The 25,551-nt window shown below is 27.8% G+C and carries 24 protein-coding genes; 20 read left to right on the top strand and 4 right to left on the bottom strand.

All coding sequences use genetic code 11. The features are described from left to right. Nucleotides 1-275: 275 nt before the first annotated feature. The 11 genes from tetA(P) (at nucleotide 276) to H8891_RS12175 (ending at nucleotide 8,560) form a co-directional block, all read left to right on the top strand. The gene (gene tetA(P), locus H8891_RS12215; protein WP_006440994.1) at nucleotides 276-1,538 is read left to right on the top strand and encodes a tetracycline efflux MFS transporter TetA(P); all 1,263 of its coding nucleotides are present in this window, start codon (nucleotides 276-278) and stop codon (nucleotides 1,536-1,538) included. Further along, nucleotides 1,522-3,480, top strand: a complete 1,959-nt coding sequence (gene tetB(P), locus H8891_RS12210) for a tetracycline resistance ribosomal protection protein TetB(P) (RefSeq protein ID WP_006440995.1) — start codon at nucleotides 1,522-1,524, stop codon at nucleotides 3,478-3,480. Before tetA(P) ends, tetB(P) begins: the two co-directional genes overlap by 17 nt. Nucleotides 3,481-3,671: 191 nt before the next feature. Further along, nucleotides 3,672-3,950 carry a hypothetical protein gene (locus tag H8891_RS15140; protein WP_006440996.1) on the top strand — a complete coding sequence of 93 codons (279 nt, stop codon included), beginning with the start codon at nucleotides 3,672-3,674 and terminating at the stop codon, nucleotides 3,948-3,950. Between the two features lie 15 nt (nucleotides 3,951-3,965). Then, complete coding sequence (locus H8891_RS15135; protein ID WP_200820157.1) at nucleotides 3,966-4,205, top strand: YcxB family protein; 240 nt, start codon at nucleotides 3,966-3,968, stop codon at nucleotides 4,203-4,205. 273 nt (nucleotides 4,206-4,478) lie between these two features. Beyond that, on the top strand, nucleotides 4,479-4,715 hold the full coding sequence (locus H8891_RS12200) for a hypothetical protein (protein WP_330606241.1): 237 nt from the start codon (nucleotides 4,479-4,481) through the stop codon (nucleotides 4,713-4,715). Nucleotides 4,716-4,964: 249 nt separating this feature from the next. After that, entirely contained in the window at nucleotides 4,965-5,096 is a 132-nt protein-coding gene (locus H8891_RS15525; protein WP_276510628.1) for a hypothetical protein, read from the top strand. A gap of 13 nt (nucleotides 5,097-5,109) precedes the next feature. Beyond that, nucleotides 5,110-5,883 (top strand): sulfite exporter TauE/SafE family protein, encoded by a 774-nt coding sequence (locus H8891_RS12195; protein WP_187006672.1) that lies wholly within the window; start codon nucleotides 5,110-5,112, stop codon nucleotides 5,881-5,883. A gap of 123 nt (nucleotides 5,884-6,006) precedes the next feature. Further along, nucleotides 6,007-6,348, top strand: coding sequence for a zinc ribbon domain-containing protein YjdM (locus H8891_RS12190; protein WP_147547596.1), 342 nt, complete (start codon nucleotides 6,007-6,009; stop codon nucleotides 6,346-6,348). Between the two features lie 226 nt (nucleotides 6,349-6,574). Further along, nucleotides 6,575-7,300 (top strand): DeoR/GlpR family DNA-binding transcription regulator, encoded by a 726-nt coding sequence (locus H8891_RS12185; protein WP_187006671.1) that lies wholly within the window; start codon nucleotides 6,575-6,577, stop codon nucleotides 7,298-7,300. Nucleotides 7,301-7,458: 158 nt separating this feature from the next. Then, nucleotides 7,459-8,076, top strand: a complete 618-nt coding sequence (locus H8891_RS12180; RefSeq protein ID WP_187006670.1) for a DUF488 domain-containing protein — start codon at nucleotides 7,459-7,461, stop codon at nucleotides 8,074-8,076. A 37-nt stretch (nucleotides 8,077-8,113) separates the two neighbouring features. Then, complete coding sequence (locus H8891_RS12175) at nucleotides 8,114-8,560, top strand: DUF7832 domain-containing protein (protein ID WP_187006669.1); 447 nt, start codon at nucleotides 8,114-8,116, stop codon at nucleotides 8,558-8,560. Between the two features lie 61 nt (nucleotides 8,561-8,621). Here H8891_RS12175 and H8891_RS12170 read toward each other — a convergent pair whose 3' ends face one another. Next, the gene (locus tag H8891_RS12170; protein ID WP_187006668.1) at nucleotides 8,622-9,596 is read right to left on the bottom strand and encodes an L-threonine 3-dehydrogenase; all 975 of its coding nucleotides are present in this window, start codon (nucleotides 9,594-9,596) and stop codon (nucleotides 8,622-8,624) included. Nucleotides 9,597-9,629: 33 nt separating this feature from the next. Then, a complete protein-coding gene (locus H8891_RS12165) occupies nucleotides 9,630-10,841 on the bottom strand; it encodes a glycine C-acetyltransferase (RefSeq protein ID WP_187006667.1) in 1,212 nt (403 codons plus the stop codon). A gap of 261 nt (nucleotides 10,842-11,102) precedes the next feature. On the opposite strand from H8891_RS12165, the gene H8891_RS12160 reads away from it, so the two are divergent. Continuing rightward, nucleotides 11,103-11,759 carry a YitT family protein gene (locus H8891_RS12160; RefSeq protein ID WP_187006666.1) on the top strand — a complete coding sequence of 219 codons (657 nt, stop codon included), beginning with the start codon at nucleotides 11,103-11,105 and terminating at the stop codon, nucleotides 11,757-11,759. A 391-nt stretch (nucleotides 11,760-12,150) separates the two neighbouring features. On the opposite strand, the gene H8891_RS12155 is transcribed toward H8891_RS12160, so the two are convergent. Continuing rightward, nucleotides 12,151-12,876, bottom strand: coding sequence for a tRNA 2-thiocytidine biosynthesis TtcA family protein (locus H8891_RS12155; RefSeq protein ID WP_187006665.1), 726 nt, complete (start codon nucleotides 12,874-12,876; stop codon nucleotides 12,151-12,153). Between the two features lie 356 nt (nucleotides 12,877-13,232). Here H8891_RS12155 and H8891_RS12150 point away from each other — a divergent pair, with 356 nt between their 5' ends. Further along, nucleotides 13,233-14,186, top strand: coding sequence for a carbohydrate kinase family protein (locus H8891_RS12150; protein WP_187006664.1), 954 nt, complete (start codon nucleotides 13,233-13,235; stop codon nucleotides 14,184-14,186). Nucleotides 14,187-14,268: 82 nt separating this feature from the next. Here the strand turns inward: H8891_RS12150 and H8891_RS12145 are convergent, their stop codons facing one another. Next, nucleotides 14,269-15,498: an aminopeptidase gene (locus H8891_RS12145; protein ID WP_187006663.1), complete on the bottom strand. Its 1,230-nt coding sequence runs from the start codon at nucleotides 15,496-15,498 to the stop codon at nucleotides 14,269-14,271. 308 nt (nucleotides 15,499-15,806) lie between these two features. On the opposite strand from H8891_RS12145, the gene H8891_RS12140 reads away from it, so the two are divergent. The 7 genes from H8891_RS12140 (at nucleotide 15,807) to H8891_RS12110 (ending at nucleotide 25,527) form a co-directional block, all read left to right on the top strand. Further along, on the top strand, nucleotides 15,807-16,583 hold the full coding sequence (locus H8891_RS12140) for a nitroreductase family protein (RefSeq protein ID WP_187006662.1): 777 nt from the start codon (nucleotides 15,807-15,809) through the stop codon (nucleotides 16,581-16,583). Nucleotides 16,584-17,121: 538 nt separating this feature from the next. After that, nucleotides 17,122-17,988: a sensor histidine kinase gene (locus H8891_RS12135; protein ID WP_187006661.1), complete on the top strand. Its 867-nt coding sequence runs from the start codon at nucleotides 17,122-17,124 to the stop codon at nucleotides 17,986-17,988. 12 nt (nucleotides 17,989-18,000) lie between these two features. Continuing rightward, entirely contained in the window at nucleotides 18,001-18,726 is a 726-nt protein-coding gene (locus tag H8891_RS15610; protein ID WP_187006660.1) for a LytTR family transcriptional regulator DNA-binding domain-containing protein, read from the top strand. A 385-nt stretch (nucleotides 18,727-19,111) separates the two neighbouring features. Further along, the gene (pyrF, locus tag H8891_RS12125) at nucleotides 19,112-19,828 is read left to right on the top strand and encodes an orotidine-5'-phosphate decarboxylase (protein ID WP_187006659.1); all 717 of its coding nucleotides are present in this window, start codon (nucleotides 19,112-19,114) and stop codon (nucleotides 19,826-19,828) included. A gap of 14 nt (nucleotides 19,829-19,842) precedes the next feature. Beyond that, nucleotides 19,843-20,892, top strand: a complete 1,050-nt coding sequence (locus H8891_RS12120; protein ID WP_187006658.1) for a carbamoyl phosphate synthase small subunit — start codon at nucleotides 19,843-19,845, stop codon at nucleotides 20,890-20,892. 38 nt (nucleotides 20,893-20,930) lie between these two features. Next, nucleotides 20,931-24,137: a carbamoyl-phosphate synthase large subunit gene (carB, locus tag H8891_RS12115; RefSeq protein ID WP_187006657.1), complete on the top strand. Its 3,207-nt coding sequence runs from the start codon at nucleotides 20,931-20,933 to the stop codon at nucleotides 24,135-24,137. Nucleotides 24,138-24,333: 196 nt separating this feature from the next. Then, the gene (locus H8891_RS12110; RefSeq protein ID WP_187006656.1) at nucleotides 24,334-25,527 is read left to right on the top strand and encodes a phospholipase C; all 1,194 of its coding nucleotides are present in this window, start codon (nucleotides 24,334-24,336) and stop codon (nucleotides 25,525-25,527) included. Nucleotides 25,528-25,551 lie beyond the last annotated feature (24 nt).

Raw genomic sequence — 25,551 nt, 5'->3', positions numbered from 1 at the left:
TGTGTTCTAAACACGGTATTTTTATGCCTATTTTTACTATATTTATAGATATGATATAAGACTTTAATTTGCATAGCTTAATCATAAGTTATATAAATTAAAGTTGTATATTTCATGTTTATATTTAGGTTATATAATTATGAGGCTGTAAGTGAATTATGTTCACTTACAGCTTTTTTTATTTAAGGAGATTATTTTGATGATTTATATATTTAAATATGAAGATTATGAAAAACAAATAAATTTTTTTAAAAATACTAGGATGGTGATTATTAATGGTTAATAAACTTTCAGCATATAAAACTTATTTATTATTTTCAGCTATTACAGCAATGTGTTTTTCACTAGTAGCTACAGTTATGATAGTGTATCACATTGAAACGGTGCATTTAAATCCACTTCAGCTTATACTTGTTGGAACTACTTTAGAAGTAGCATGCTTTATATTTGAAATTCCTACAGGAATAGTTGCAGATGTGTACAGTCGTAAACTATCTATTGTTATTGGTGTAGTTTTAACAGGAGTGGGATTTATTTTAGAAGGTTCTATTTCTAGTTTCGTTTTCGTACTTGTAGCACAGATTGTATGGGGATTAGGTTCTACTTTTATTAGTGGATCTGTTGAAGCTTGGATTGCAGAAGAAGAGAAAGATAAAGATTTGGATAAAATTTATATAAAGGGAGCACAAGCAGGACAGATAGGATCGGTTATTGGAATAGTACTAAGCACTGTAATAGCTAATTTATCTGTAAGACTACCTATTATAGTTAGTGGAGTCTTATTTATAATTCTTGCATTATTTTTATGGTTATATATGCCAGAAAATAATTTTAAATCATCTGCTCCAGAGGATTTAAATACTTTTAAAAAGATGGGATATACCTTTAAATCTGGTCTTAAATTTATAAAAAATAAACCTATAATTATAATTTTGCTTTCAGTAACTTTATTTTATGGATTATCCAGTGAAGGTTATGATAGACTTTCTAATATGCATTTTTTACAAGATACTATGCTTCCTAAACTTGGAAACCTTAAACCAGTGACTTGGTTCGGAATTTTTGGAATTGCAGGAATGATATTGAGTGCTATAGTAATGCATTTTATGGAAAAGAAGCTTAAGGATGATGATAAGAATAAAAATGGAAAGCTGTTATTATGTATAAATATATTTTATATATCATTTATGTTCATATTTGCTATTACAAAAAGATTTAACTTAATGCTAATAGCTTATTTAGCGACAAGTACCTTTAGAACTATAAATGAACCTATATTTAGTGCATGGCTTAATGGACATATAGATGACAAGGCCAGATCTACTGTACTTTCTATAAATGGACAAATAAATTCCTTAGGTCAAATTTTAGGTGGACCAATTATAGGAATCATAGCTACAAATATTTCAGTGAGTATGGGTATAGCATGTACTTCGTTATTAGTAACACCGGTATTAGTGTTATATATTGTTGCTATGATAATGGATAAAAAGGTGGTTGATAGAGTTGGAGGTATTGATTATGAAGAAAATAATTAATATAGGAATCGTAGCACACGTGGATGCAGGAAAAACAACTATAACAGAAAACTTATTATATTATAGTGGAGCTATAAAATCAGTTGGAAGAGTTGATTTAGGCAATACACAGACGGATTCTATGGAGCTTGAGCGTAAGAGAGGGATTACCATTAAATCATCAACCATATCTTTTAATTGGAATAATGTCAAGGTTAATATTGTTGATACTCCAGGACATGTGGATTTTATTTCGGAAGTTGAACGTTCATTAAGTGTTTTAGATGGAGCGATACTAGTTATATCAGGAGTAGAGGGTATTCAGTCACAAACAAGAATATTATTTGAGACATTAAAGGAGTTAAACATTCCAACAATAATTTTTGTAAATAAGCTAGATAGAATTGGGGCAAATTTCAATAAAGTATTTGAAGATATAAAGAAGAATATGTCCAATAAAGTAGTTAGATTACAAGAAGTATATGATGTAGGAAGCAAAGCTGTTTATATAAAAAAACTATTTGATACATGCATGATAAATGATGATGCTATTGATGTTTTATCAGACTTAGACGAAGCATTTTTAGAAAGATATATTGGTGGAATAGAACCTGATAAAGAAGAAATACAAGAAAAGCTTTCATTATATGCAAGTGAAGGAAGTCTATATCCAGTATTTTGTGGTGCGGCAGCAATTGGACTTGGAGTTGAAGACTTATTAGATGGAATTTGTAGTTATTTTCCATTTGCAGGTGATGATTGTGAAAGTGATTTATCTGGAGTAGTATTTAAAATCGAAAGAACAAGTAAAAATGAAAAGAAGGTTTATGTAAGATTATTTGGAGGAAAAATATCTGTAAGAGATAAAATTCAAGTACCTAATAAGGAGATAGCAGAAAAAGTAAAGAAAATTAATAGGTTAGAAAATGGGGGAGTTGTTGAAGCACAGAGGATAGAAGCAGGGGATATAGGTATTTTATATGGACTTACAAGTTTCCAAGTGGGAGATGTTATTGGAATTTCAAATGATAAAATTAAAAATATATCTATAGCTAAACCAGCATTAAAAACAACAATTTCTGCAATTGATAAAGAAAAAAATCCAGAGCTATTTAAAGCATTAACATTACTTGCAGAGGAAGATCCACTACTAGAATTAGAGATGAATGACATAGATAAAGAAATTTATGTCAACTTATTCGGTGAAGTTCAAATGGAAATACTAAGTTCCATGTTAGATGATTTATATGGAATAAAAGTAGAGTTTTCGAATATTGAGACTATCTATAAGGAAACACCTAAAGGTTTTGGAGCGTCAATAATGCATATGCAGGAAGACTTAAATCCATTTTGGGCGACAGTAGGCTTAGAAATAGAACCAGCAGGGAGAGGCGAAGGTCTTAGGTATATTTCTAATGTTTCAGTAGGGTCATTGCCAAAATCTTTTCAAAATGCAATTGAAGAAGCAGTTATTAAGACAAGTAAACAAGGATTATTTGGATGGGAGGTTACAGATGTAAAAGTCACTCTTAGCTGTGGTGAATTTTTTAGTCCAGCCAGCACTCCAGCAGATTTTAGAAATGTGACACCTATGGTATTCATGGAAGCATTATATAAAGCACAAACTGTTTTATTAGAGCCATTACATGAGTTTGAGTTAAAGATTCCTCAAAATGCTTTAAGCAAAGCGGTATGGGATTTAGAAACTATGAGGGCAACCTTTGATAATCCTATTGTTATAGGGGATGAATTCTCAATAAAGGGATTAATTCCAGTAGAAAATTCAAAAGAATATAAAATGAAAATAGCTTCATATACAGAAGGTAGAGGAATGTTTGTGACAAAATTTTATGGGTATAAGGAAGCTTCAGCTGAATTTTCAAAAGCACGCAAAAAAACAACGTATGATCCATTGAATAAAAAAGAGTATTTGCTTCATAAACTAAACGCAATTAGAGATTAAATTTAAATAGATAAGTTAAATTTTTATATGTAGGATTTAAATATAAGACATTCAAAGCCTAAAAGTAAAGGAAGGGTCGTCTGAAGAAGATGAAGACCCTTCCTTTTTTCATGTTACTATGCTTAATTGTAAGTGCTTGAAATTTGTAATATAATGTAAATAAAGTTTTTAATAATAAGGGGACGGCACAAATGAAAATCGACTTTAAAATAACAAAAGATGACTATATAAGCTTCAATTTACATCATTTAGAAAACTCGAAATCACAGAAAAGTACATTTAACATACTTAGATATGCTGTACCCATAGTACTTTCTATACCAATCTACTTTACAGGAACGGGGATATTTAATCAACCGAGTATATATTGGATTATAGTAGCGATAGTTTTTTTAGTCATTTGGATTTTAACATATCCTAAGCAATACAAAAAATTAGTAGCTAAAGAAACTGATAAACTCATAAGTTAAGGAGATAATTCATCAATATTTGGAAGTAAGACTTTAGAAATTATTGATGGGACAATAGTAGTAAAAGGGGATTCTATATCAGAAACAGTATCGTTAGAAAGTATAAAAGATGTAAAAGTTTACGAAGATATGATCCTTATATATATAAGTGGATTTGTAGCTCATATAATTCCAAGGAGATATTTAGATAAAGAAATAGAGAAAGAACTTATGAAAGAGCTTAAAAAATGTAAGGCTTTAGAACAATTAAAGTAAAACGTGCTCCTTTGGAGGTGTAACGGAGAACCGTATCATAAGTAATTGATACGGTTTTTATTTATAGTTAGACTTTAATAATAAATATAGAACTAATTGTAGGATTATACTAAAAATTTATATATTAAATTAGTAGCACTCTCCTTACAGATGAATATCATAATATTGGAGAGGAGATGGTTAAAAATGAGTTTAGAAAAAAACAATAACAGAGATTTACAAAAGTTACGTGATAAATGTGAAAGGTTTTTGAATTATCATGCTATTTTCACAATGAAAGATGGAAGCACATTTGATGGAATTATCGAAGATGTAGATAATGATTGTGTCATTATATTAGTCGGTGAAGATGTAATAGAACAAGAAGGTGGAAATCAATCTAATCAACAAAGACAATATGGACGCCCTAGAAGACATAGAAGATATAGACGTAGATCTTTCCCACTTGCTACTTTACTTGCATTATCATTATTATCTTACCCTTATATTGCACCACCGTTTCCTTATTAATCATTGATATTTAAAATTTAAATTATAATCACAAATAATAAAGCTGCATCACTGATTAGTGGTGCAGTTTTATTATTGTAAAATATTATTTAGTATTATAGGGACGAGATTCTAACTTAAAAATATTAGAGTAAACTATTTATCAATAAAAGTTTATTAAAATTTATTAGCATGTTTATACATAGGGTATAAAATTAAGTATAGAATAAATCTAGGTATTAAATTTATTATAGATAAGGTGAAGAATATATGAAGATTAACTTAAATGTAAATCAGTTAGATAGATGGGATATGGCATTAGGCGATATATTTACTGAATGCAATAGTGAACTAAAAGAAATGAACATAAGTTGTAGCAAGTTTTATCAAATAAAATCATAGGAGAATTAAGTAAATGGAAATCTTATATTTTATTGTTGCTGCTTTTTCTACTATAATAGGATCATCTGTTGGATTAGGAGGCGGAGTTATAATAAAGCCAGTATTAGAAACTTTAAGTGATTACTCCCTTCCTACAGTTAATTTATTGTCGTCTTCAACCATATTTGTAATGTCTATAGTTACTGTATTTTATCAATTAAAGAAAAAGGATAAGATAAATCTTAAAAATACAATTGTAGTTGCTCTAGGATCTATAATTGGTGGAGTCATAGGACAAAATATAATGGATATTATAGCAAAAAAAGGGATTAATATGGGAATTGTTAGTAATATCCAAAATATAATTTTGATAGTTATATTAATAATTGTTTTTATTTATATGAAAAATAAAGATAATATTAAAACACACAATATAAATAACATTGTATTAATTGGATGTTTAGGAATATTTTTAGGATCTATATCTGCATTTTTAGGAATTGGAGGAGGACCACTTAACGTAGCGGCTTTTACTATATTATTTTCTATGTCAACAAATGAAGCAGCGAGAAACTCTATAATAGTTATATTTTTCTCACAAGGGTCTAAAATTCTTTCAGTGGCTCTAACAACAGGATTTTCTAGCTATAAACTAGAAATACTACCTTTAATGATGGCGGGAGGAGTTATTGGTGGAATTGTTGGTTATAGGATAAATAAGTCTGTTTCAGAAAAAAATATAATAACAATATTTGATACTGTACTTATAAGTATAGTTTTATTAAATGTATATAATATCTTTAAATAAATTATTAATATTAGGGTGTTTTACTAAGTTAAATTCAAGGAAAGTTTGTCAATATCAAAAGACTATGATATTATATAAACCTATGAATAATTAGGAATAATAATGAACGGAGGATATTAAATTATGGAAAATTTACCAAATTGCCCAAAATGTAATTCAGAATATACTTATGAAGATGGAAGTCTTTTAGTTTGTCCAGAATGTGCTTATGAATGGACTTTAGAATCTTCAAATGAAGAAGAAAATGTTATAAAAGATGTAAATGGGAATGTATTAAATGATGGAGATGCTGTAACAGTAGTAAAAGACCTTAAAGTAAAAGGAAGCTCATCATCTATAAAGATAGGAACAAAAGTAAAAAATATACGTTTAGTTCCTGATGCAACAGATGGACATGATATCGAATGCAAGATAGATGGATTTGGAGCTATGAAGTTAAAGTCTAGTGTTGTTAAAAAAGCATAATTAAATTTAACAATATAATCAAAATCTACAATATAAAAGCACTAATCTTTTAAAAAAGATTAGTGCTTTTATTATGATATTGGGTATCACGCTAAGAACTAACTTATAACGCTACCTTATACCGTAATTATTATATTTCTAGTATAATATAGTAATAGAGTTGAATCAATAATAAATGATAAAAAATAATAATAAATAATAAAAAATGAAGTGAGAGGTGAAGCATTTGTTTTTAGAGGAAAGGTATGAAAAGATTATTGAAATAATTAAGATAAATGGTAGAGTAAAGGTTAAAGATTTATCTAATTTATTTGAAGTTACACAAGACTGTATTAGAAAAGATTTAAAAGAGCTAGAATCTAGAGGACATTTAAAAAGAGTGTATGGGGGAGCTATTCTACAAAGAGATTATGATGAGATTAAAAATATTGATAAAAGAAAAAATATTAATGTAGAGGAAAAGAAGGCTATAGCAGCAAAAGCAATTAGTTTGATAGATAATAATGACATAATATTTTTAGATGTTTCAACTAATAATTTAGAAATTGCAAAGGAATTAAATGAAACAGATAAAGAAATTACAGTAGTAACAAATATGATAGAAATTGTATTAGAATTAAGAAGTAATAAGAATATAAAAGTAATTTGTATTGGGGGAGAATTTAACAAAGAAGTAGGAGCTATAGTAGGAGCTGCTGCTGATAGGTATATAAGAAACTTTATCTTTGATAAATCATTTATAGGATTGTGTGGTATTAATATAGAAACAGGATATATAAGTACGATTAATTTAGAAGATGGAAATACTAAGAGAACTATAATTGAATGCTCTAGTAAAAGTTATTTAGTAATGGAGAATGAGAAATTCAACTATGAAGAATTTTATAAATTTGCTAATTTAACTGAAGTAGCCGGTGTGATAACTGAAGATAAGATAATTAATGAAATTTAAATATTTAGTGATTACTAAATTTATAAATATATCAATAACTGTATAAATAAAAAATACATATAATAACTATGTATGTGATTTACTAAAAAATTTGCAGATGCCAAAATTTTAAATACTAGAATAGTTAGATAATATGAAAGTTTTAGGTAGGTGTTTATATGAAGATATTTGCGATAGGACATTCTAATTATCCTTATGAGAAGTTTATTGAAATGATAAAAAAATACGGTATAGACTGTGTAGTAGACATAAGAGAAACACCATATTCTAAATATAATACTCAATATAATAGAGAGATATTAAGAGAAAATTTAAAATCTAGTGGATTTACATATGTATATATGGGGCATGAATTTGGAGCTAAAAGGCAGACTAAAGAATCATATAATGATGAGGGGTATGCAGATTTTGAAAAAGTAATTAAAGAAGAGTTATTTTTGAAAGGAATTGAAAGAATTACAAAAGGTCTACAGATGGGTTATAAAATAGTTTTATTAGGAGCTATGCAAGAACCTATAAGATGTCATAGAAGTATAATGTTAGGGAAATATTTAAATGAAAAAGGTTTTGATGTAAAATATATAATGCATGAAGGTAATATAGTTAATCAAGATTATATTGAAGAAGATTTGCTTAATAAGTATTTTAGTGATAGAAATCAATTAAGTATAGATAGTTTGTTAGGAACTGATAAATCAAGAGAAGAAATGATAGAAGAAGGTTATAAATTAGCTAATAAAGAAATTGGACATAGAACAGAAAATATAGGGAAATAAATATTAGATAAAATTATAGTATATGGGGGGATAGATTATGATAATTGATTGTATGGATTGGCATTATAGGGATAATTATCCAGAGGGATTAGATAAAGTGCATGCAGCAACTCATATAGGTATATTTATAGCATGGATTATTGAAAATAATTTAGAAAGTGAAATTTTAAGAAAAGATTCATATAATGATATATATAATCTACGAGCAAGAAAAATAACTGGTAGAGAGTTTTTCTTAAATAATTGTAATAAGATATTTCAAGATAAGTTTATAGATAAAAAAGCTTTGGAATTTACTTTAGGATACTATTTGAGTAGCAGGGAAGATTATTGTCAATATATTGCTGATTATAATGAAGTTTTTAAAAATGATAATATAAACTCATCTTATGAAGTAAAAGATATATGGGAAAATTACTATAGGGTATTTTCGATTATAGATAAGAGATATAATGATTGGAAAATAAAAAATGAATATATTTAAGTAAAAAGACTATCTTAATTCCTTATTTAGAAGTAGACATTAAGATAGTCTTTTTTATTAACTAAGCATGTTGTAAGTTTTCTTTACCTATACCTTTTTCTCCTAATTTTTCTATCATATCAGTAGTCATTTTACTTAAATCATAATCAAATTTAAATCCCCATTCATTTATAGCACAAGATGCATCAATAGAATTTGGCCAAGATTCAGCTATAGATTGACGTACTGGATCGACCTTGTATCCGAATTCAAATTCAGGTATATGTTTTTTTATTTCAGCAGCTACTTCTTCTGGTGAAAAGTTCATAGCAGTTATGTTAAATGCATTTCTATGAATTAACTTAGAACTATCAGCTTCAAGCAAATCTACAACAGCTTGAAGGGCATCAGGCATATACATCATATCCATTTTAGTGCCTTCTCCTATAAATGAGTCATATTTTTTATTTTTTAATGCTTCATAATATATATCAACAGCATAATCAGTAGTACCACCACCAGGAGGTGTTACATAAGAAATAAGTCCAGGGAATCGTACACTTCTTGTATCTACTCCAAATTTATTAAAATAATAATCAGCTAATAACTCACCAGCTACTTTAGTTACTCCATACATGGTATTAGGTCTTTGAATAGTATCTTGAGGTGTTAAATTTTTTGGAGAGTTAGGACCAAAAGCAGCTATAGAACTAGGTGCAAATAAAGTAGCTTTGATTTCCTTAGAAACTTCTAAAGCATTTACCAAACCACCCATATTTAATTTCCATGCAGATTGAGGTTTTTGTTCTCCAACAGCAGAAAGTAAAGAGGCTAGGTGGATTATAGTATCTGCATTATGTTTTTTAGCCATTTTCCCCATAGATTCTATATCCATAACATTTAATGTTTCAAATAAACCATTGTTTGAAACTTCACTATCTTCTGCTATACGTATATCAGTAGCTAAAACATTATCTTTTCCATATTCTTTTCTAAGTTTAGCAGTTAACTCTGAACCTATTTGACCTAAAGCACCTGTTATAAGAATTCTTTTCATTTAATTTCCCCCTATAAAATATAATTAAAATATTTATTTTATAACTCCTAATTCTTTACCTACTTTTTCATATATAGCTAAAGCTTCATCTAACATTTCTTTAGTGTGAGCTGCTGTTGGCATATTTCTAACTCTTCCAGTTCCTTTTGGAACAGTAGGAAATACTATAGATTTAGCATATACTCCTTCTTCTAATAATCTTTTACTAAATAGTTGAGTTTTAGTTTCATCACCTATGATACAAGGTGTTATAGGCGTTTCACTATTTCCTATATTAAATCCTAAAGATTTTAAACCAGCTTTAAGATAATTTCCATTTTCCCATACCTTTTTAACTAAAGTATCATCATTCATAAGTATATTTATTGCCTCAGTACAAGCAGCAGCAGCACCTGGAGTTAAAGATGTAGAAAATAAGAAAGGTCTCCCTCTAACTTTTAACCAATCTATTAAATCTTTAGAACCTGCAACATATCCACCAACAACACCTATAGCTTTAGATAAAGTCCCTATTTGAAAATCAACTTTATCTGACAACCCAAAGTGTTTACAAGTTCCAGCTCCTTTACCAGTTACTCCTGAACCATGTGCATCATCAACGTAAGTAATTAAATCAAATTCTTCAGCTATTTCAACTATTTCTGGAAGTTTAGCAATATCTCCATCCATAGAGAAAACACCATCAGTTATAACCATAATTTTATTATAAAGTCCACTTTCTCTAGCTTCTTTAGCTTTAACTTTTAAGTCATTCATATCTGAATGTTTAAATCTTATTATTTTAGAACCGGATAGTTTACACCCATCTATGATAGAAGCGTGATTTAGTTCATCTGATAAGATTGCATCATTTTTATCCATTACACCCTGAATAGCACCCATATTGCAATTAAATCCAGATTGAAAAGCTATTGCAGCTTCAGTACCTTTAAATTTAGCTATAGTTTCTTCTAAAATATCATGTATCTCTAATGTTCCATTTATTGTTCTTACAGCACCGGCACCGGCACCGTATTTTTTTGTAGCATCTATACTTGAATTTATTAATCTTTCATCTGTAGCTAGCCCAAGGTAATTATTTGAAGATAAATTTATCAGTTTTTTTTCATTTATTGTTATGATAGGTCCGTTTGAACTTTGAAGGGAGTCAATTTTATTATATAAGCCTTTAGATTTTAAATCATTTAGGTTTTTATTAAGAAAAGTAGATAAAGCTTTGTTTTTTGTACTTGTATCTGAACTCATTTATTATCCTCCTCAATTATATTACTATACTAATATAATTTTAAGTTTTAAATTTAATAGTTGTAAATAATAATCGAAAATCAAATAATTGTAAAAAGAAACATAAATGACAATTAAGAAACACAATCATAAAATAAAAGCTAAATTAACAAAAAAAGTATATAAAATATTCATCCTTATACTATTAAAAATATAAAAAATTTGATATGCTATTAATTGATTTGCAAAACAACTTTAACAATAAAGGAAGGACATTATAATATGAATAAATTTAATTTTATTAAGGGATTAAAAGAGTATGCCATTGTAACTATAGGTGTAATTTTAGTAGCAATTGGAATACAGTATTTTTTTGCACCAAATAATATAGCTGGTGGAGGCTTAAGTGGTTTAGCACTTATAATAAACTACTATATACCCAAACTATCTATAGGTACTATAATATTTTTAGGCAACTTAATATTATTTGCAATATCATTTATAGTAATAGGTGGAGATTTTGGATTAAAAACTATATATGCGAGTTTTATGCTATCAGTAGTGATAGAGTTTATGGATAAAATATTAAAATCAACAGCGTTAACAACAAATTTATTAGCTGCTGTAATACTGGGAACGTTAGTAACAGCAATAGGTTTAGCTATGGTATTTGCTATCAATGCATCAACTGGAGGAACTGACATACTAGCTAAGATATTAAATAAATATACAACATTTAACATAGGTATATCACTTTTAATAGTAGATTTATTTGTAGCTATTGTGGGAGGATTTACTTTTGGATTAGAAAAAGGTATATATTCTATGATGGTTATAGTTTTAAATGGATTATTGATAGATAGGGTAATAGAGAAGATAGAAAAAAACAGAAAAAATAAACTAACTGAAGAGGAAGAAACTTTAAAAAAAGTAGCATAGTTTAATAATTATGCTACTTTTTTTATAAATAACTTGTGTTAATTTCAAATTTTCCTGGGAAATATTTAAATAATGAAAGTAAATTTGTTTCACGAAAAACCATAATATAAATAAAAAATTCTTAAGTTAAATCTTAACTTAAGAATCAACATAACTAGTTTTTGTATAGGAGATATTAAAACTGTGTAAATGTGTATTACTTAGTAAGGATATATAAAAGATATTTTCAAGAACGTTAATAAATATATATCTGTATTTAGTATAAAATACACAGTTTTTAATCATAGAATATCTCCGCAAATTAACTAGAATTACTTGAATAAATATTATCACAAAAATTTTTAAAAAAGTGAAAATTGGACTAACATTGCTTTTTTATGGAGTGAAATGATTAAATATTTTTTATCTTATCTTTATTCCATATAAATAATTGATTTGAATTATTTAATGATTTAAATAAATTTCTTTTAACATTAGGTATATCAGCATTAAGTTTTTGAATCAATTCTTTTATATTTTGTCTATTAGTATGACCATCAGCAGGACATGGATTTTCTATAACTGGATAATTATAATCTCTAGTTACTTTTTTAATCATATACTCATCTATATATACCATAGGTCTTATTACAGTTAAGCCTTGTCTATCAAGGTATGTTTTTGGAGAAAAACAGCTAACTCGACCTTCATAAAACATTGACATTAAAAAAGTCTCAACAGCATCATCTTTATGATGACCTAATGCAACTTTATTACATCCTAATTTTTTTGCTGTATCGTTTAAAGCACCACGTCTTAAGTTTGCACATAATGAGCATGGATTTTTTTCTTTCCTTATGTCAAATATTATTTCCTTTATATTTGTTTGGACTTCATGAAACTCAACTTCTAAATTCCTACATAAATCATATAATGGAGAATTATCAACTCCACCAGGATTTAAAGTTATTGCTATAAGTTCGAATTTTTGAGGTGAAAATTTTCTATAATTATTTAAAATATGGAGAAGCGTTAAGCTATCTTTTCCACCAGATAGACCTATTGCGATTTTATCTCCATCTTGTATCATATTAAAGTCATTTATCGCTTGTCTTGTTTTGCTAAGTAGTTTTTGCATGTATATATTCCTCCTAAGAATATAGATTATTCATTAAAAACTTATTATATCAGACTAGAATTTTTATAACAATCACAACAATATATATTTAATTTAAAGTATGTTTTCTATTAAATATTAAAATAATAAGAGTAAAAAATTAAAATAATTAAATTTATATAGTATATACAATTTAATAAAAATATTGAAACATATATGTTAATGAGTCTTTAGAAAACGATATCAAAAAGTTTAAATAATAAAAATTTTCTAGAAAATATTGCAAAACGTCAAAATATGTGCTTTTTTGTCTAGAAAAGGTGTATATCTTTGTGTTAAAATATGAAAGTGATTCTTATGGGAGGGCGAAAACAAAAATGGCAAATAATACACAACCATATGCTTTAGTTTTTGGAGTATCAGTATTTGATATCTTCGGATTTACGCATAATAATTATAGATGTAATGATTCAAATCCAGGAAAAGTTAAGACTTCTTTTGGTGGAGTTTGCAGAAATATAGCAGAAAATATGGCAAGAGTAGGAATAAATACGAAGTTCATATCTATATTAGGTGATGATGAAACAGGAAGAAGAATGATGGAACATTCTAAAGTTATGAACTATGATATGGAAGATTCATTAGTAATTAAAGGTGAAAGTACTCCTACATATATGGCAGTTTTAAACCATGAGGGAGAATTAGAATCAGCAGTTGTTGATATGAAAATAACAGATATGTTTACTACAGAATTTATAGATTCTAAAGCTGATATAATAAGAAATTCTGAGTATATGTTTTTAGATTCGGATAAACCAGACATAGTTGAATATATATTAAAGACATTTAAGGATGAAACTAAGTTTGTATTAGATCCAGTGTCTGCATGTAAAGCTAAAAATATAAAACACTTAATAAAATATTTCCATACTATAAAGCCTAATAGATATGAAGCTGAAATAATGTGTGGATTTGAAATAAAATCAGAAGAAGATTTAAGAAGAGCAGGAAAGTATTTTATCGACTTAGGAATAGAAAATGTATTTATAAGTTTAGATGAAGATGGTATATACTACAATAATGGAGTTGAAGAAGGAACTATAAAAGCTAATAATGTTCCTGTTGTAAATGTTACAGGTGCTGGAGATTCATTTGTAGCAGGATTAGGATACGGATATATGAAAAATATAAAATTAAAAGATACTGTTAAATATGCAGTAGCTATGTCTGTTTTAACAATAGCTCATGAAGAGACTATCCATCCTGAAATGAGCGATGCCATTGTTTTAGAACATATAGAAAAAATTGATTGGACGGAAAAAGAATACTAAAATTTATATAATCAAAATGATAAAAGCTATAGATTTATGCAATTACATAAACCTATAGCTTATTTATTTACTAAAGACTAAACTAGAATGCCCAGTTTCCATCTTTGAATATTTGAACCTTTTCACCATTAGCTTTTTCACCTATTATATCCATATCAGCAGAACCTATCATAAAGTCAACATGAGTTATACTAAAGTTTATACCGTGTTTATCTAATTCATCTTGTGGTATATTTACTCCATTTTCTATACAACTCTTATAAGCTGTACCTATTGCAAAGTGACAAGATGCATTTTCATCATATAAAGTATTGTAAAATACTATATTTGTATCAGATATTGGTGATTTAAATGGAACTAAAGCTACTTCACCTAAGTAGTGAGAACCTTCATCAGTGTCTATTAATTTAGATAAAGTCTCATAGCCTTGCTCAGCAGTAAAGTCTACTATTTTTCCATCTTTAAATGTTAATGTAAAGTTGTTTATAACATTTCCACCGTAAACAAGTGGTTTAGTACTTGCAACAACACCATTAACCCCAAATTTATGAGGTAATGTAAATACTTCTTCAGTTGGTATGTTTGGATTAAAGTTTACGCCATTAGGGTCTTTAGAAGCACCACTTGCCCATATATGACCTTCTGGTAATTCCATAGTTATATCTGTTTTACCAGATTTAAAGTATAAAGTTTTAAATTTACTATCATTTAAAAAGTTCATTCTAACTTTTAAATTTTTATTATGTTGATTCCAAGCTTCTATAGGATCTTCTTGGTCAACTCTTGTACAATGGAATATTGCTTCCCACATTTTATCTATAGCTTCTTCTTCAGAAACACCAGGGAATACTTTTTTAGACCAGTTTGCTGTAGGTACAGAAACTATACTCCATTTTGATTTATCTGATAGAGTATAAGATCTCCATTCTTTAAGTGCTTCAGCAGAAGCTTTTTGGAAATTTGCTACTCTTTGAGGGTCAACATCTTTTAAAAGATCTGGATCTTGAGCATATATTGTTAAGAATGCTCCTCCATTTTTAGCTATATCAACATATTGGTCAGATACCCAAGTTGGGAACTCATTGAAAGTTTCTTCTGGAGCATTTAAATATTTTATAAGAGTACATTCTTCATCAGACCACTCTACAAATACTTCTTTAGCTCCTAAATCATAAGCTTTTTTTACAACCTTTCTTACAAAAGGAGCACATTCAATAGGAGATCTAACTAATAACGTTTGTCCGGGTTGTATATTTACCCCAACTTTAACTGATAATTCAGCATATTTTTCTAGATTTCTTTCTAAATTCATAAAGGTCACATCCTCTCAAAAATTTACATTAATGTAAAAATATATTCATCCAATTTAAGTATAGCACCATTTCTATATTACTCCAAAATACTTTTTATTATTAAATAAAATTGTATTTTTCTAAAATAAAAAAGAATTCAAAATATTCATGTATACTATTTATTAATATAATTTTTAAATACCCATTTTTGAAAAATTTAACAAAATAAAGTAAATAATGTAACCATTTAAAGGGTAATGAAAGATAGTATAAGATATTAAATTTTGATATAATATTACTTATTATATTGGTAGTTAGGAGGCAATAGATGGAGTTATATGACGCTATTTTTTATAGAAAATCTACTAAAAAGTACTCAAAGAATAAATTAAGTATAAGTATGTTTGAAGAAGTTAGGAATATATGCACTGATATAGAAAGTTTGGATGAAAGTATAAAAGTTAAAGCTTATCCTATATTAAAAGGTGATAGTTTAAAGTTTATAATAAAAAAAGGTCATAGAATAGTAGCACCACACTATATTTTATTAACAGTTCAATTACCAGAAGAAAGTGGTCAAGAAGAACCAATAAATTACTTTGATAGTGTTGGATATGCTGGAGAAAAGTTAGTGTTAACATTAACTGAAATGGGATTAGCTACATGTTGGATAGGGAATAGTTTTAATAAGGAATTAATTTTAGATTTTGTTATATTAGACGAAAATGAAATTCCATCAATGCTTATAGCTTTCGGATTTCCAGAGGGAAAAGACGGTTTGTTTAGAAAAAAAGAAGAAAAGTTAGATAGAAAACCATTAAAACAAATAGCTAAAAATATAGATGAAAAATGGGAAGATATAATAGAATGTGTAAGATTATCGCCATCATACAAAAATTCGCAACCATGGAGATTTTATCAAAATAATGAATATCTTGATATATATATGAAAAAAGATTCTAATGAGGATATAAACCAAGTGAATATGGGGATTGCTTTAAAACATTTTGAAATAGCATGTAAATATAATAATATAGATTTTGAATATATAAAGCTAAATCTTAAAGATAAATTAAGAAAAGAATATTATATAAGTGTCGTATAATTAAAAAGTAACTCTATTAAATTATAGAGTTGCTTTTTAATTTTTGCATAAATTTATCAAAATATGTAAAAATTTAACAATATGATAATTTATGTTATAATGTTGTTAAATTAATTAGAAAGGTATATGGGATATGTTTCATTTTTATATACTTTTAACAAGTGTTGGAATTTGCTTAAGTTTTATAAATATTTATGATTTTAAAAGAAATAAACTTAAGTTAGCTGTATACTTTTTGATTTTATATATAAGTATATGTATGGTATCTAAATGTTTGAAGGTATCACCTTTATATGGATTAAATATAATAAATGCTATTTTTGTTTATAGGCTTACAAAGAAAACTTTATTAACTGTTATAATTCCTTTAATATCTACAGTATTATATATAGCAGTTAATATTTTTTGTTACTATATAGTTTTATTTTTAACAGATATAAACATATATAAAATAAGTTCAATAGTGTATTTAATTTTATACTATTTAATTACATATTTAATTATCATTATTGTTTCAAAAATTTTAAACTGTAAGTTTATGAAAACACTTGAAGATTTTGAAGTGTTATATAAATCTAAAATTAAAATATTAATTTTGTTAATAAGTATACTTTCTATATGCATATATTTTGAGACTATTAGACAAATAGATGTATCTTGTATAACTGAATTAGAAGTTAAACATAGTTTAATGTTGTCATTTTTAAATTTTTTAACATTTTTATCAACTATGTCTCTAATTATGTTAATGAATAATCAAAACCGATTAAAAGAGATACATGAATATAATAAAAAATTAGAAGATATGACAAATGAAATAAAAAAATTTAGACATGATTATAAAAATATTATTTTATCTATGAGTGGATATATAGAAGAAAATGATATGGAAGGATTGAAAAAATTTTTTTATTCAAATATAGAATGTTCAACAAAAAATTTGGATTTATACAATCTAAGTCTTGCATCAATTGGAAATATAAAATATATAGAAGTTAAAGGGGTAATAGCTTCAAAATTAATAGAGGCTCAAGAAAAAGGAATAGAGATTAAGGTATATATTCCAAATGTTATAGAATATATAAATTTTAATAGTTTAGATTTATGCAGGATTTTAGGGATTGCATTAGATAATTGTATAGAAGCTTCTTTAGAATCTGAAAATCCATTAATAACTTTATCGATTATAGATGAAAAAGATTTAACTTCAATAATAATTTTAAATACATATAAAAGTAATATAAAGAATACATCTGAGTTGTTTAAAAATGGATACTCCTCAAAAGGGGAAGGACGAGGAATTGGACTTAGCAATTTAAAAGAAATTTTGAGTAACTATAATAATGCTTATTTTACTATAAAAGCAGAAGGGGAATTTATTCAAAAGTTAGACATATATAAATAAGGAGGAGTTAGGGTGAGAATATTTATATGTGAGGACAATGACGATCAAAGGTATAGCCTTGAAAAATCTATAGTATCTATTTTAGAAAATGAAAATATAAAAGGTGATATAGTATTATCTAGTAACTCATCTAAGAAAATTATAGATTATATATCAGAAAACAAAGGTAGAGGGGTGTACTTTTTAGATATAAACATAGGTGAGGATATAGATGGAATCGAATTAGCAAGGCAGATAAATAATATCGATAAAAGTGCAATAATTATTATGATTACATCTCATAAAGATATGAGTCATCTTGTTTTTAAATATCACATAGGTGCAATTGATTATATTATTAAAGAAGATTATGAAGAAGTAAAACATAGAATAAGAGAATGTATAATATGTGCAAATAATAAAATGAAAGATAGCTTAAATAAAGACTATTTTTTTATTGAAAGATTAGACTGTATAGATAAGATTAAATATGAAGACATTCTTTACTTTGAAACTTGTAAAAAAAGATTTATAGGACTTAATACTACTAAAAGTTACATAGAGTTTAATGGAACCCTAAAAGAACTAGAAAAAAAATTAGATGATAGATTTATAAGATGTCATAAGTCTTATATTGTAAATAAAAATAAAGTAAGAAACATTAATAAAAAACAAAGAATTATTACTATGGAAGATGGAAGTAAATGCTATGTATCTTTGTTGCTTTTAAAAAAGACAGTTGAAAGTATTGTATCTTAAGATACTATGATAGCTTAAATACATAAAATAGTTGACATGTATATGAATAAGTGTAATAATTATACACAAGAGAAGGCTTTAAATTATCCCGAGAGGATATTAAGCAATCTTATTTATAAATTAAAAATAAAAACTTCCTTGAAAGTAGTCCAGAGAGACTAGTAAGGTTATATAAATAGATTTAATTTGCATACATATAACCTCTAACTGGATTAGTTAGAGGTTTTTTTAATATATAAAAATAAAATAAAGTCTTTTAAACTAGTCCAGAGAGGCTGGGAAAGATATCGCCATAACACAAAGTTATGAAGTATTGAATCCTTATACCTCTAGGTATAAGGATTTTTCTGATATTAGGGGCTTTATATAAAAAGGAGAGAGTAAAATGATAAATGGAAAAGACAAACTAATTGTAGCAATTGATACTAACGACTTTGATAAAGCTAAGGAATTAATAGATAAGTTAGAAGATAGTGTAGATATATTTAAAGTAGGGTTAGAACAATATGTAGCAACAAGGGGTAAAACAGTAGATTATTTAAAAGAAAAGGGTAAAAAGATATTTTTAGATCTTAAGTTTCACGATATACCAAATACAATGCAAAGCGCAGTAAGAGCAGCAGTTAGAGATAACGTTTGGCTAATGACAATACATGTTTCAGATATGGAAGGAATGAGACAATGTGCATTAGCTGCAAAAGAAGAAGCTGAAAAGTTGGGAATAGAAAAACCAATAATAGTAGGAGTTACAGTATTAACTTCATTAAGTGATAAAGATTTACAAGATATAGGTTGTAATATGACTGCGGGAGAATTAGCAATAAAAAGAGCTAGATTAGCTAAAGAAGCAGGAATAGATGGTATAGTTTGTTCAGCACAAGAGGTTGATAAAATAGTAGAAGCTTGTGGAAGTGAATTTGTAACAGTTTGTCCAGGAATAAGACCTGAAAGTGCGGATAAAGGAGACCAAAAAAGAGTTGTTACTCCAAAAGAAGCGATAAATAAAGGAGCTCATTACTTAGTAGTTGGAAGACCAATAACTAAGGCTGAAAATCCAAGTCAAGCAGCAACAAATATAGTAAAAGAAATAGAAAATGCCTAAGGGGGAGGTAAGTTATGAAAGCTAAGTTAATATTAGAAGATGGAACGATATTTGAAGGTAAAGCTTTTGGTTATTTAAATGAAAGTGTAGGAGAAGTAGTATTTAATACCTCTATGACAGGATATGGAGAGGTTTTAACAGATCCATCATACTATGGGCAAATAGTAACAATGACTTACCCACTAATTGGGAATTATGGAATAAATCTAGAAGATGTGGAATCAAGAGGAGTTCATGTAAAAGGATTTATAGTAAGAGAAAAGAGTGATAATCCAAATAACTTTAGATGTGAGATGGATATAGACACATATTTAAAACAAAATAAAGTTATAGGTCTTGAAGGTATAGACACTAGAGCATTAACTAAAATATTAAGAAACAATGGTACTATGAAAGGGATAATCACTTTAGAAAATAATGCGACATTAGAAGATGTTGTTTCAAAAATAGATAAATTCTCAAATACAGAAGCAGTAAAAACAGTAACTAGAAAAGAAACAGAATATATAAAGGGGAATGGTCCAAAGGTAGCAGTTATGGACTTTGGAGTTAAAGAAAACATATTAAGATCTTTTAAAGCAAGAGGATGTGATTTAGTAGTTTTACCGGCAACAACAACAGCCGAAGAAATACTAAATGAAAATCCAGATTTAATATTCTTATCAAATGGACCTGGAGATCCAGAAGATTTAGAAGATGTTATAGAAAACATAAGACAATTAATAGGCAAAAAACCTATAGCAGGTATATGTTTAGGACATCAACTTTTAGCCTTAACACTAGGTGGAAAAACAGCAAGGCTTAAGTTTGGACATAGAGGTGGAAATCATCCAGTTAAAGATTTGGAAGATGGAAAAGTTTATATAACATCTCAAAATCATGGGTACTATGTTTCACAAATGCCAGAAAATATGAACATAACACATGTAAACTTAAACGATAACACAGTAGAAGGTATGAGACACAGTGAATTACCAATATATAGTGTTCAATATCACCCAGAGGCTTGTCCAGGGCCTAAAGACAATGATTATATATTCGATAAGTTCTTAGAATTAATATAATAGATTGCTTAAATTAACCAGATAAGGAGATTAAGAGTATGCCTAAAATAGATAGTATTAAAAAGACATTAGTATTAGGGTCAGGACCTATAATAATAGGTCAAGCAGCAGAGTTTGATTACTCTGGAACACAAGCTTGTCAGGCTTTAAAAGAAGAGGGAATAGAAGTTGTTTTAATAAACAGTAACCCAGCTACTATAATGACTGATGAAGAGGTAGCGGATAAAATATATATAGAACCATTAACAATAGAATTTATAGAAAAAATAATAGAAAAAGAAAGACCAGATAGTATCTTAGCAGGTATGGGAGGTCAAACAGGACTTAACTTAGCAGTTGAACTTTATGATTCAGGTATACTTGATAAATATAATGTAAAAGTATTAGGAACTTCTATAGAATCTATAAAAAAAGGTGAAGACAGAGATTTATTTAGAGAAGTTATGAAAGAAATAAACCAACCAGTAGTAGTAAGTGATATAGTAACTAACTTAGAAGATGGATTAGCTTTTGCTAATAAAATAGGATACCCAGTAGTAGTTAGACCTGCATATACACTTGGAGGAACTGGTGGAGGTATAGCTGAAACAGAAGAAGAATTGATAGAAATACTTTCTCAAGGATTACAATTAAGTCCAGTAAGTCAAGTATTACTAGAAAAAAGTATAAAAGGTTGGAAAGAAATAGAATATGAAGTAATGAGAGATGGAAACGGAAACTGTATAACGGTATGTAACATGGAAAACATAGATCCTGTAGGAGTTCATACTGGAGATAGTATAGTTGTTGCACCTAGTCAAACTTTAAGTGATAAAGAATACCAAATGCTTAGAAAAGCATCGATAGATATAATAAATGCCATAGAAGTCAAAGGTGGATGTAATGTTCAGATAGCTTTAAATCCGCATAGTTTAGAATATGCAATAATAGAAATAAACCCAAGAGTTAGTAGATCTTCAGCTCTTGCATCAAAAGCTACAGGATATCCAATAGCAAAGGTTGCTGCAAAGATAGCTTTAGGATATACACTAGATGAAATACAAAATGCAGTTACAAAGAAAACTTATGCATGTTTTGAGCCAACACTTGATTATGTAGTTGTTAAAATACCTAAGTGGCCATTTGATAAATTTAAGCAAGCGAATAGAAAATTAGGTACAAAGATGATGGCTACAGGGGAAATAATGAGTATAGGAAGTAACTTTGAGGCAGCTATACTTAAAGGTATAAGATCTTTAGAAATAGGAAAATACTCTTTAGTGCATAAAGCTTCTGAAAGCAGAAGTATAGAGCAGTTAAAGGCTAGAGTAGTTGTTCCTGATGATGAAAGACTATTTGACCTTGCTGAAATGATAAGAAGAGGCTATAAAATAGAAATGATAGAGCAAATCACTGGAGTTGATAAGTGGTTTATAAATAAATTTAAATGGATAGTAGAACAAGAAGAGAAATTAAGAGGAATGCATATAGAAGACTTAAGTAAAGACTACTTATTAGAACTTAAGAAAAAAGGATTCTCAGATAAAGGTATAGCTGACTTAATGAAAATAAGTCCAGAAAAAGTTTATGAATTAAGAAATCTATACAATATAACTCCATCGTATAAAATGGTAGATACTTGCGGAGGAGAATTTGATGCATTATCTCCATACTATTACTCAACTTATGAAGAATATGATGAAGTAGTAGTAAGTGATAAAAAGAAAGTTATAGTACTTGGCTCTGGACCTATAAGAATAGGGCAAGGAATAGAGTTTGATTATTGTTCAGTTCACTGTGTTAAGTCATTAAGAGCACAAGGAATAGAAACTATAATAATAAATAACAACCCAGAAACAGTAAGTACAGATTTTGATACATCAGATAAGCTATACTTTGAGCCATTAACAGAAGAAGAAGTATTAAATATAATAGAAAAAGAAAATCCAGATGGAGTTATACTTCAATTCGGAGGTCAAACTGCTATAAAATTAGCTAAGTTCTTAGATGAAAAGAAAATAAAAATTTTAGGAACAAGTTGTAAAGATATAGATGAAGCAGAAGATAGAGAAAAATTTGATGAATTATTAGAAAAGTTAGATATAAATAGACCTAAAGGTAAAGCCATATGGTCAGTAAATGAAGGTATCGAAGAAGCTAAGAAGTTAGAATATCCAGTACTTGTTAGACCTTCTTATGTACTTGGTGGTCAAGGTATGGAAATAACTTATGATGAAAATAAGTTAACTCAATATTTAACAGATGCTTTCTTAAGAGATAGTAAAAACCCTGTGCTTATAGATAAGTACTTAACTGGTAGGGAAATAGAAGTAGATGCTATATGTGATGGAGAAGATATATTAATACCAGGGATAATGGAGCACTTAGAAAGAGCTGGAGTTCACTCTGGAGATAGTATAACTATGTACCCAAGTCAAAACATAAGTGATGAGATAAAAGCTAAAATTTTAGATTATACAAAAAAAATTGCATTAGAGTTAAATGTATTAGGAATGGTAAATATACAATTTATAGAGTTCCATGGAGAACTATACATAATAGAAGTTAACCCTAGAGCAAGTAGAACAGTTCCGTATATAAGTAAGGTAAGTAAGGTGCCTATAGTTGATTTGGCTACAAAATGTATGTTAGGATCTAAATTAAAAGATTTAGGATATGGAACAGGAGTTTATAAAGAACCTAAATTAGTATCTGTAAAAGTGCCAGTATTCTCAATGTCTAAACTTGCTAGAGTTGATGTAAGTCTAGGTCCTGAAATGAAATCTACAGGAGAAGTTTTAGGAGTTGGAGAAACTTTAGAAGAAGCACTATATAAAGGATTCTTAGCTGCTGGTAAGAAGATGTCTAACAAAAGAGGAGTAGTATTAGCTACTATAAATAATTATGATAAAGATGAGTTTATGGAAATAGCTAAAGACATGAATGAATTAGGATATACTTTCGTAGCAACTGAAGGAACTGCAAAAGCTTTAATAGAAAATGGAATAGATGCAGAAATAGTAAATAGAGTAGAAGAATCTAGACCAAATATACTTGATGTTATAAGAAATAAACAAGTTGATATAGTTATAAATACACCTACTAAAGGAAATGATTCAACTAGAGATGGATTTAAAATAAGAAGAACTGCTACAGAGTTCTCAACAGAAGTAATGACATCATTAGATACTTTAAAGGCTTTAGTAGAGGTTAAGAAGAAAGAAATAAATAGAGAAAAATTAGCTGTTTATAACATAGCTGATTAATAGAATTATTCAATTAAAAAGTGCCTCAAAGTGATTTTTATAATCATTAGAGGTACTTTTTTTATAATTTTCAATTTTACTCCATAATATAGGCATATTAGTCCAAAATTATTGTTTTTAATAATGTTAATGTTAATATCATAGGAAAGAGAAAGTGGTAAAATATTTTCTTGTTATATATTAGGGAGGATAAATGATGAAAAATAAGATTTTAAAAAAATCAATTAATGCATTTTTTGTGTTAGGATTATGTACACTTATGGGAGGTACATCTTATGCTTGGGATGGTAAAAAAGACGGAACTGGAACACATGCACTTATTGCAGAACATGGATTAACTATGTTAAATAATGATTTAAATAAAAATGAACCACAACCAGTAAAACAAAACATAGAAATATTAAACAAGTATTTAAAAGATTTAAAATTAGGTTCAACTTTTCCAGACTATGATCCTAATGCATATGATTTATATCAGGATCATTTCTTTGATCCAGACACGGGAAATAACTTCACACTAGATAATAAATGGTATGTAGCATCACCTATTTATGATACCGCTGAAACACAAGTAAGAAAATTTGCTACTTTAGCACAAGATGAATGGAAAAAAGGAAATTACAAAGAAGCTACATTTTTACTAGGGCAAGGAATGCATTATTTAGGGGACTTAAATACACCATATCATGCAGCTAATGTAACTGCAGTAGATAGTCCTGGTCATGTAAAGTATGAAACATTTGTAGAAAATCGAAAAGAGAATTATGCTTTAAATACAACTGGAAATGATACAACTCAAGGTGTATATAAAGAGGCGTTAGCTAATAAGGATTTTGATCAATGGATGACTCAAAACTCTGTAAAATATGCTAAAAAGGCAAAAGCTTTATATTATAGTCATTCGACTATGAAACATAATTGGGATGATTGGGATTATTCAGGAAGAGAAGCAGTAAAAAATTCTCAAGTATGTACAGCAGGTTTTTTATATAGATTTATAAATGAAGTTTCTGAGGATCAAATAGCAAATAGCTTATCAAATCAGTTTAATGTAGTTTTAAAAACAGCAGATAAAGAATACGCAGGAACTGACGATAATGTACACTTTGGATTCGAAACTAAAGATGGAAATAAGTATGAATGGAATTTAGATAATGCAGGAAATGACTTTGAAAGAAATCAAATAGATAATTATATATTAAAAGTAAAAGATGATGTAAAAGTCAATACAAATGATATAACAAAATACTGGGTTAGAAAAGAAAATAGAACACCTATAAGCGATGACTGGGAATTAAGCAACATAAAATTAATATCAAATGGAAAAGTAATTCTTCAAAAGGATATTAATGAAGTATTTTCAGGGAATGAAATTTATAATATAAAATAAATAAAAATAATAAAAGCCATTTAT

The organism is Paeniclostridium hominis (assembly GCF_014306135.1).
Classification (GTDB): Bacteria; Bacillota; Clostridia; order Peptostreptococcales; family Peptostreptococcaceae; genus Paraclostridium; species Paraclostridium hominis.
The sequence above is the reverse complement of the archived record's forward strand: the minus strand, read 5'-3'. Positions and strand labels throughout refer to the sequence as shown.

Excerpts from the sequence above, each read along its gene's own strand:
- H8891_RS15140 (WP_006440996.1), top strand. The coding sequence starts at position 3,672 with ATGAAAATCGACTTTAAAATAACAAAAGATGACTATATAAGCTTCAAT.
- H8891_RS12200 (WP_330606241.1), top strand. The coding sequence starts at position 4,479 with ATGAAAGATGGAAGCACATTTGATGGAATTATCGAAGATGTAGATAAT.
- H8891_RS15525 (WP_276510628.1), top strand. The coding sequence starts at position 4,965 with ATGAAGATTAACTTAAATGTAAATCAGTTAGATAGATGGGATATGGCA.
- H8891_RS12195 (WP_187006672.1), top strand. The coding sequence starts at position 5,110 with ATGGAAATCTTATATTTTATTGTTGCTGCTTTTTCTACTATAATAGGA.
- H8891_RS12190 (WP_147547596.1), top strand. The coding sequence starts at position 6,007 with ATGGAAAATTTACCAAATTGCCCAAAATGTAATTCAGAATATACTTAT.
- H8891_RS12180 (WP_187006670.1), top strand. The coding sequence starts at position 7,459 with ATGAAGATATTTGCGATAGGACATTCTAATTATCCTTATGAGAAGTTT.
- H8891_RS12175 (WP_187006669.1), top strand. The coding sequence starts at position 8,114 with ATGATAATTGATTGTATGGATTGGCATTATAGGGATAATTATCCAGAG.
- H8891_RS12170 (WP_187006668.1), bottom strand. The coding sequence starts at position 9,596 with ATGAAAAGAATTCTTATAACAGGTGCTTTAGGTCAAATAGGTTCAGAG.
- H8891_RS12165 (WP_187006667.1), bottom strand. The coding sequence starts at position 10,841 with ATGAGTTCAGATACAAGTACAAAAAACAAAGCTTTATCTACTTTTCTT.
- H8891_RS12160 (WP_187006666.1), top strand. The coding sequence starts at position 11,103 with ATGAATAAATTTAATTTTATTAAGGGATTAAAAGAGTATGCCATTGTA.
- H8891_RS12155 (WP_187006665.1), bottom strand. The coding sequence starts at position 12,876 with ATGCAAAAACTACTTAGCAAAACAAGACAAGCGATAAATGACTTTAAT.
- H8891_RS12150 (WP_187006664.1), top strand. The coding sequence starts at position 13,233 with ATGGCAAATAATACACAACCATATGCTTTAGTTTTTGGAGTATCAGTA.
- H8891_RS12145 (WP_187006663.1), bottom strand. The coding sequence starts at position 15,498 with ATGAATTTAGAAAGAAATCTAGAAAAATATGCTGAATTATCAGTTAAA.
- H8891_RS12140 (WP_187006662.1), top strand. The coding sequence starts at position 15,807 with ATGGAGTTATATGACGCTATTTTTTATAGAAAATCTACTAAAAAGTAC.
- H8891_RS12135 (WP_187006661.1), top strand. The coding sequence starts at position 17,122 with ATGAAAACACTTGAAGATTTTGAAGTGTTATATAAATCTAAAATTAAA.
- pyrF (WP_187006659.1), top strand. The coding sequence starts at position 19,112 with ATGATAAATGGAAAAGACAAACTAATTGTAGCAATTGATACTAACGAC.
- H8891_RS12120 (WP_187006658.1), top strand. The coding sequence starts at position 19,843 with ATGAAAGCTAAGTTAATATTAGAAGATGGAACGATATTTGAAGGTAAA.
- carB (WP_187006657.1), top strand. The coding sequence starts at position 20,931 with ATGCCTAAAATAGATAGTATTAAAAAGACATTAGTATTAGGGTCAGGA.
- H8891_RS12110 (WP_187006656.1), top strand. The coding sequence starts at position 24,334 with ATGAAAAATAAGATTTTAAAAAAATCAATTAATGCATTTTTTGTGTTA.